We start from the raw sequence: 5,901 nt of genomic DNA, 5'->3' as shown, positions 1-5,901 counted from the left end.
GGGCCGGCGTTGCGCCGGACGGTGTCACCGACCCGGACCACGGTGCTCACGTTCCCGCCATGCAGCGGGATCTCCTGCGAAGTCACGTACGGTCTCCCGAGGCCCGGCGCCGGGTGGCGGGGGTCACGCCACCCGGTGTAGGCGCGATCGTCACTGGTCACTGCGAGGTTACGCGTCCCGGGCGAGCGGCTCGGTGCCGAGCAGCGCGTCGACGAACTGCGCCGGGTCGAACGGGGCGAGGTCGTCCTTGCCCTCGCCGAGGCCGACCAGCTTGACCGGGATGCCGAGCTTGCGCTGCACGGCGATCACGATGCCGCCCTTGGCGGTGCCGTCGAGCTTGGTCAGCACCACACCGGTCACGTTGACCACCTCGGTGAAGACCCGCGCCTGCTCCAGGCCGTTCTGGCCGGTGGTGGCGTCGAGCACGAGCAGGGTCTCGTCGATCGGGCCGTGCTTGGAGACGACCCGCTTGACCTTGCCCAGCTCGTCCATGAGGCCGACCTTGTTCTGCAACCGGCCGGCGGTGTCGATCAGCACGGTGTCCACGCCGGTGTCGATGCCCCGCTTGACCGCGTCGAACGCCACGCTGGCCGGGTCGGCGGCCTCCGGGCCCCGGACGGTCTCCGCACCGACCCGGCCGCCCCACGTCTGGAGCTGGTCGGCGGCGGCGGCACGGAAGGTGTCGGCCGCGCCGAGCAGCACGCTGCGGCCGTCGGCGACCAGCACCCTGGCGATCTTGCCGCAGGTGGTGGTCTTGCCGGCGCCGTTGACGCCGACCACCAGCACCACCGCCGGCACGCCGTCCTTGGGCGCGGTGCGCAGCGACCGGTCCAGGGCCGGGTCGAGGGCGTCGACCAGCTCGGCGGCGAGCAGCGCGCGCAGCTCGGTGGCGGAACGGGTGCCGAGCACCCGGGTCCGCTCCCGCAGCCGGTCGACGATGTCGCGGGTGGCGTCGATGCCGACGTCGGCGGTGATCAGGCTGTCCTCGATTTCCTCCCACGTGTCCTCGTCGAGGTGGTCGCGGGAGAGCAGGCCGAGCAGGCCCTTGCCGAAGGCGTTCTGCGAGCGGGACAACCGCGTACGCAGCCGGACCAGCCGGCCGGCGGTCGGCTCGGGCATCTCGACGACGGGCGGCGCCTCCACCACGGGCGGGGGCTCGACGAGTATCCCGGTGGAAAGCTCCGCCTCCGGCGCCTCGACTGGCGGCCCGGCGAGGTCCCGTCCGGGACGGGTGTCCACCTCCGTCTCCGGCAGCGGCGGTTCGGGGCGCCGGCGCAGCCGCGACACCACCAGCCCGAGGCCGCCGAGGATCAGCACGCCGAGCAGGGCGAGCGCGATGAGGAGGTATTCCGTCATGCCGAAATCCTGTCAGATGCCGGCGACGGCGTCCCAGCCACCGCACCCGACGGGTGTGCGAGCTGCGGGTACGCTCGCGGCGGCCAGGGGTGGCGCGACGGCCGACCGGGTAGAAATGATGAGATCGTCTCACCCCCTGGGAGGTTCCCCATGCCGGCTCCCCGCCTGCTCATCGGCCCGCTGCTGCGCCGGGTCGTCGGCACGCGGGCCACCGTCTGGGTGGAGACCAGCGCGCCCGCGACGGTCCGGGTCCGCACGGCCGACGGCGCCGAGGGGGCGGCGGAAACCTTCTCCGCGTACGACCACCACTACGCGCTCGTCATGGTCGAGGGGCTCACCCCCGACAGCGCGACGACGTACGAGGTGCTGGTCGACGACGAGGTGGCCTGGCCGGAGCCCCGGGCCGGGTTCCCGCCCAGCATGATCCGCACCCGGGCCGCCGACGACCGGGACCAGCCGGTGCGTCTCGTCTTCGGCTCCTGCCGGGAGACCACCCAGCACTCGACCGCCCGCCGGCTGCCCCCCGACGCGCTCGACGCGTACGCCCGGCGGTTGATGGCCGAGCCGGACCGGGCCGCCGCCCAGCCCGACCTGCTGGTGCTGCTCGGCGACCAGGTCTACGCCGACGAGACCTCGCCGACCGTGCGGCGGCTGCTCAAGCGGCGCCGGCGGAGGCCGGCGGGCGCCCCGGCGACGCAGGTGGTCAGCTTCGACGAGTACACCAAGCTCTACCTGGAATCGTGGCGCGACCCGGAGATCCGCTGGCTCTTCTCCACCGTGCCCAGCGTGATGATCTTCGACGACCACGAGGTGATCGACGACTGGAACACCTCCGCGGCGTGGCGCGACGACATGCGCGCCCAGCCCTGGTGGGCCGAGCGGATCGGCAGCGGGCTGGCCTCCTACTGGGTGTACCAGCACCTGGGCAACCTCGCCCCGGACGAGATCGCCGCCGACCCGGTGTACGCGAAGGTCACCGCCGCCGGGGCGGACGCCACCGAGGTGCTGCGCGAGTTCGGCGCCCGGGTCGACCGGGAGGCCGACGAGGCCCACGACACCGAGCGCTGGCGCGCGGTGCAGTACCAGTGGAGCTACGCCCTGGACCTGGGGCGCACGAGGCTGGTGATGCTGGACAACCGGTGCAGCCGGGTGCTGGACCGGGGCAACCGGGCGATGCTGCCGCCCGGCGAGTGGTCCTGGTTCCTGGACCAGGCCCACGGCGTCTACGACCACCTCGTCGTCGGCGCGTCGCTGCCCTGGCTGCTGCCGCCGGGCATCCACCACGTGGAGGCGTGGAACGAGAAGCTCGCCGACTCCCGGCACCGCTGGGTGTCCGGCTTCGCCGAACGGCTGCGCCGGGCGCTGGACCTGGAGCACTGGGCCGCGTTCCGTCGCTCCTTCGACGCCCTCGGCGCGCTCTTCGCCCGGCTGGGCAGCGGCCCGGCCGGGCGCACCGGGGACCGGGTCGGCACCGGCCCGGCGTACCCGCCGCCCGCGTCGATCAGCGTGCTGTCGGGGGACGTGCACCACTCGTACGTGGCCCGGGCCCGCTTCGCCGACCCGCAGGTGCGCACCCCCGTGCACCAACTCACCTGCTCGCCGATCCACAACCAGGTGCCGGCGGCGATGCGCCCGCTGATGCGGCTGGGCTGGTCGCCGGGGCCGGCCGGGGCCAGCCGCGCGCTGGCCCGCTCGGCGGGGGTACGCCGTCCCAGCGTGCGTTGGCGCAAGCTGGCCGGGCCGTACTTCGGCAACGCGGTGGCCACCCTCACCCACACCGGCCGCACGGCCGACGTGACGATCGAGGGCACCACCGGCGACGGGCACCTGCGGCCGGTGTTCCGAAGGCGGCTCGCCTCCGAGGGCTGAGCCCGTCGCGCCGGTCCCCTGCGGGCGTGGACGATCGTTCCCCGGGGACCCCGCGGTTCGTGGCGCACCGAGTGCAAGGAAGGGCCCCCTGTTAACGTTTTCTGTATAGGAAGGGCCCCTTCCTAACGCCCCGCGGCACAGCCCAGCGCGGCACAGCCCAGCGCGGCACAGCCCAGCGCGGCACAGCCCAGCGCGGCACAGCCCAGCGCGGCACAGTCCGCACGGTTGGCGCGCGCTAAACCGATCGCCGGATGTCAGGGGTACCCGCCAGGATGAGCGGATGACCTGGAGAGCACCGCAGATCACCCGTACCGACGCACCGCTGGTCGCCGACGAGCGCACCCAACTCGACGGCTGGCTGGACTTCCACCGGCAGACCCTGCTGCACAAGTGCGCCGGGCTGACCGCCGAGCAGCTACGCACGCCGAGCGTCGAGCCGTCCGGGCTGAGCCTGCTCGGCCTGGTGCGGCACCTGGCCGAGGTGGAGGCGTGGTGGTTCCGGGAGAGCTTCGCCGGCCAGCGCGTCGACTATCCGTACTTCACGCCGGAGAACCCGGACGCCGACCACGACGTCAGCGACGCCGATGCCGAGGCCGACCTCGCCACCTTCCACCGGGAGGTCGCCCTCGCCCGCGCCGCCGCGGCCGGCCGCTCCCTCGACGAGACATTCACCGAGGTCGGGCCCAAGAAGCGGACGTTCAGCCTGCGCTGGGTCTACCTGCACATGATCGAGGAGTACGCCCGGCACAACGGCCACGCCGACCTGATCCGGGAACGCATCGACGGCGCCACCGGCGAGTGACCGTCGGCACCGGTCGGGCCGGGCGGCCCGACCGGGCCCAGGCCGGATCAGCAGAGAACGGGCCAGCAGAGAACCGGCTCAGTACGCCAACGCCGCCCGCAGGTAGCGCAGCCCCGACGGCCCGTCCCACCGGTACGCCGACAGCCCGGCCACCCGGGCGCCCCGGATCGCCCAGTCCTCGTCGTCGACGAAGAGCACCCGGGCCGGCGGGGTCTCCAGCGCCGCGCAGGCCGCCTGGAAGTACTCCTTCGCCGGCTTGTGCACCCCGACGACCGAGGAGTTGACCACCACGTCCAGCTCGCCGGCCAGGCCGAGCGCGGCGAGGTCGGTGTCGAGCAGGTCTGTGCCGTTGGTGCCGAGCCCGACCCGTATCCCCGCGGCCCGCACCTCGCGCACGAACGCCAGCACCTCGGGGTCCACCTCGCCCCGGTAGCGCTGCCACTGCTCCACCGCGGCGCGGGCGCGTTGCGGGCCGCCGGCCGAGTCGGCCAGCGCGTCGGCGATGCTGGAGATCCAGTCGGCGTGGCTGATCTGGCCGGTCAGCACCGGCTGGAGCCGTCCCCAGTGCATGGCGATCTCGGTGAGCACCCCCTCGGCGAGGCCGTACTCCCGTTCCACGCCGGCGGCCACCGCCGGGTCCCAGCGCCGCAGCACCCCGTCGAGATCCACCAGGAGCGCTGTCGCGCGTTCCCGAGCCACTACTCATTCTCCTCGCCGCGGCCGTGCCGCTCGTTCTCCCCGTCGGCCCGGTTGAGCCGCTGGCTGATCACCTGGGTGACCCCGCTGCGCATGGTCACCCCGTAGAGGGCGTCGGCGATCTCCATCGTCCGCTTCTGGTGGGTGATGACGATCAGCTGACTCTTCTCCCGCAACTGTGCCAGCAAGGTGATCAACCTGCCCAGGTTGACGTCGTCGAGGGCCGCCTCCACCTCGTCCATGATGTAGAACGGGCTGGGCCGGGCCCGGAAGATCGCTACCAGCATCGCCACGGCGGTCAGCGACCGCTCGCCGCCGGAGAGTAGCGACAGCCGCTTGATCTTCTTGCCCGGCGGGCGGGCCTCCACCTCCACGCCGGTGGCGAGCAGGTCCTCGGGGTCGGTGAGGATCAGCCGGCCCTCGCCGCCGGGAAAGAGCACCGTGAAGACCTGCTCGAACTCCCGGGCGGTGTCGGCGAACGCGCTGGCGAAGACCTCCAGGATCCGCGCGTCGACGTCCTTGACCACGGTCAGCAGGTCCCGGCGGGTGGCCCTGAGGTCCTCCAACTGCTCGGAGAGGAACTTGTAGCGCTCCTCCAGCGCGGCGAACTCCTCCAGCGCCAGGGGATTTACCTTGCCGAGCAGGGCCAGCTCCCGTTCCGCCTTCGCGGCCCGCTTCTCCTGCACCGGCCGCTCGAAGCGGACCGGATCGGGCACCGGCAGCCCGTCCCGCTCGGCCGCCGCCACGTCGGCCTGGGTCGGCGGTACGGGCTGCGTCGGGCCGTACTCGGCGACCAGCGTCTCCACGTCGAGGCCGAAGTCCTCGGCGGCCTTGGCCTCCAACTGCTCGATGCGCAGCCGCTGCTCGGCCCGGGCCACCTCGTCCCGGTGCACCTGGCTGGTCAGCCGCTCCAGCTCCGCGCCGAGGCGCTTCGCCGCGCCGCGTACCTCGGACAGCTCGGCCTCGCGGGCGGCCCGCTCGCGCGCCACGGCGTCGCGGTGTTCCTCGGCCCGCGCGATCGAGGCGGCGAGCCGGGTCAGCGCCTCGCGGGCGCCGCCGACCACGGCGCGGGCGATGTTCGCGCCCCGGGCACGCGCCGCGCGGCGGGCCGCCGCGCGCTCCCGCGCGGCCCGCTCGGCGGAACGCCTGGCGGCGCAGCGAGTCGGCCCGGCCGGCGA

The 5,901-nt window shown here is 73.7% G+C and carries 4 protein-coding genes and 2 pseudogenes; 2 read left to right on the top strand and 4 right to left on the bottom strand.

The genetic code is table 11. The annotated features are described in order from the left end of the window. Positions 1-161, bottom strand: a pseudogene (locus MCAG_RS36335) (aminoglycoside phosphotransferase family protein); the annotation flags it as partial. Positions 162-168: 7 nt separating this feature from the next. Continuing rightward, a complete protein-coding gene (ftsY, locus tag MCAG_RS22095) occupies positions 169-1,356 on the bottom strand; it encodes a signal recognition particle-docking protein FtsY (protein ID WP_007075200.1) in 1,188 nt (395 codons plus the stop codon). 150 nt (positions 1,357-1,506) lie between these two features. On the opposite strand from ftsY, the gene MCAG_RS22090 reads away from it, so the two are divergent. Together MCAG_RS22090 and MCAG_RS22085 are read left to right on the top strand one after the other, a co-directional pair. Further along, entirely contained in the window at positions 1,507-3,225 is a 1,719-nt protein-coding gene (locus MCAG_RS22090; protein ID WP_007075199.1) for an alkaline phosphatase D family protein, read from the top strand. A gap of 280 nt (positions 3,226-3,505) precedes the next feature. Further along, the gene (locus MCAG_RS22085) at positions 3,506-4,027 is read left to right on the top strand and encodes a DinB family protein (RefSeq protein WP_007075198.1); all 522 of its coding nucleotides are present in this window, start codon (positions 3,506-3,508) and stop codon (positions 4,025-4,027) included. 78 nt (positions 4,028-4,105) lie between these two features. On the opposite strand, the gene MCAG_RS22080 is transcribed toward MCAG_RS22085, so the two are convergent. Together MCAG_RS22080 and MCAG_RS22075 are read right to left on the bottom strand one after the other, a co-directional pair. Next, positions 4,106-4,726: an HAD family hydrolase gene (locus MCAG_RS22080; RefSeq protein ID WP_007075197.1), complete on the bottom strand. Its 621-nt coding sequence runs from the start codon at positions 4,724-4,726 to the stop codon at positions 4,106-4,108. Further along, positions 4,726-5,901, bottom strand: a pseudogene (locus tag MCAG_RS22075) (AAA family ATPase); the annotation flags it as partial. The gene MCAG_RS22080 and the pseudogene MCAG_RS22075, both read right to left, overlap by 1 nt.

The sequence above is a fragment of the Micromonospora sp. ATCC 39149 genome (genome assembly GCF_000158815.1).
Classification (GTDB): domain Bacteria; phylum Actinomycetota; class Actinomycetes; order Mycobacteriales; family Micromonosporaceae; genus Micromonospora.
The sequence above is the reverse complement of the archived record's forward strand: the minus strand, read 5'-3'. Positions and strand labels throughout refer to the sequence as shown.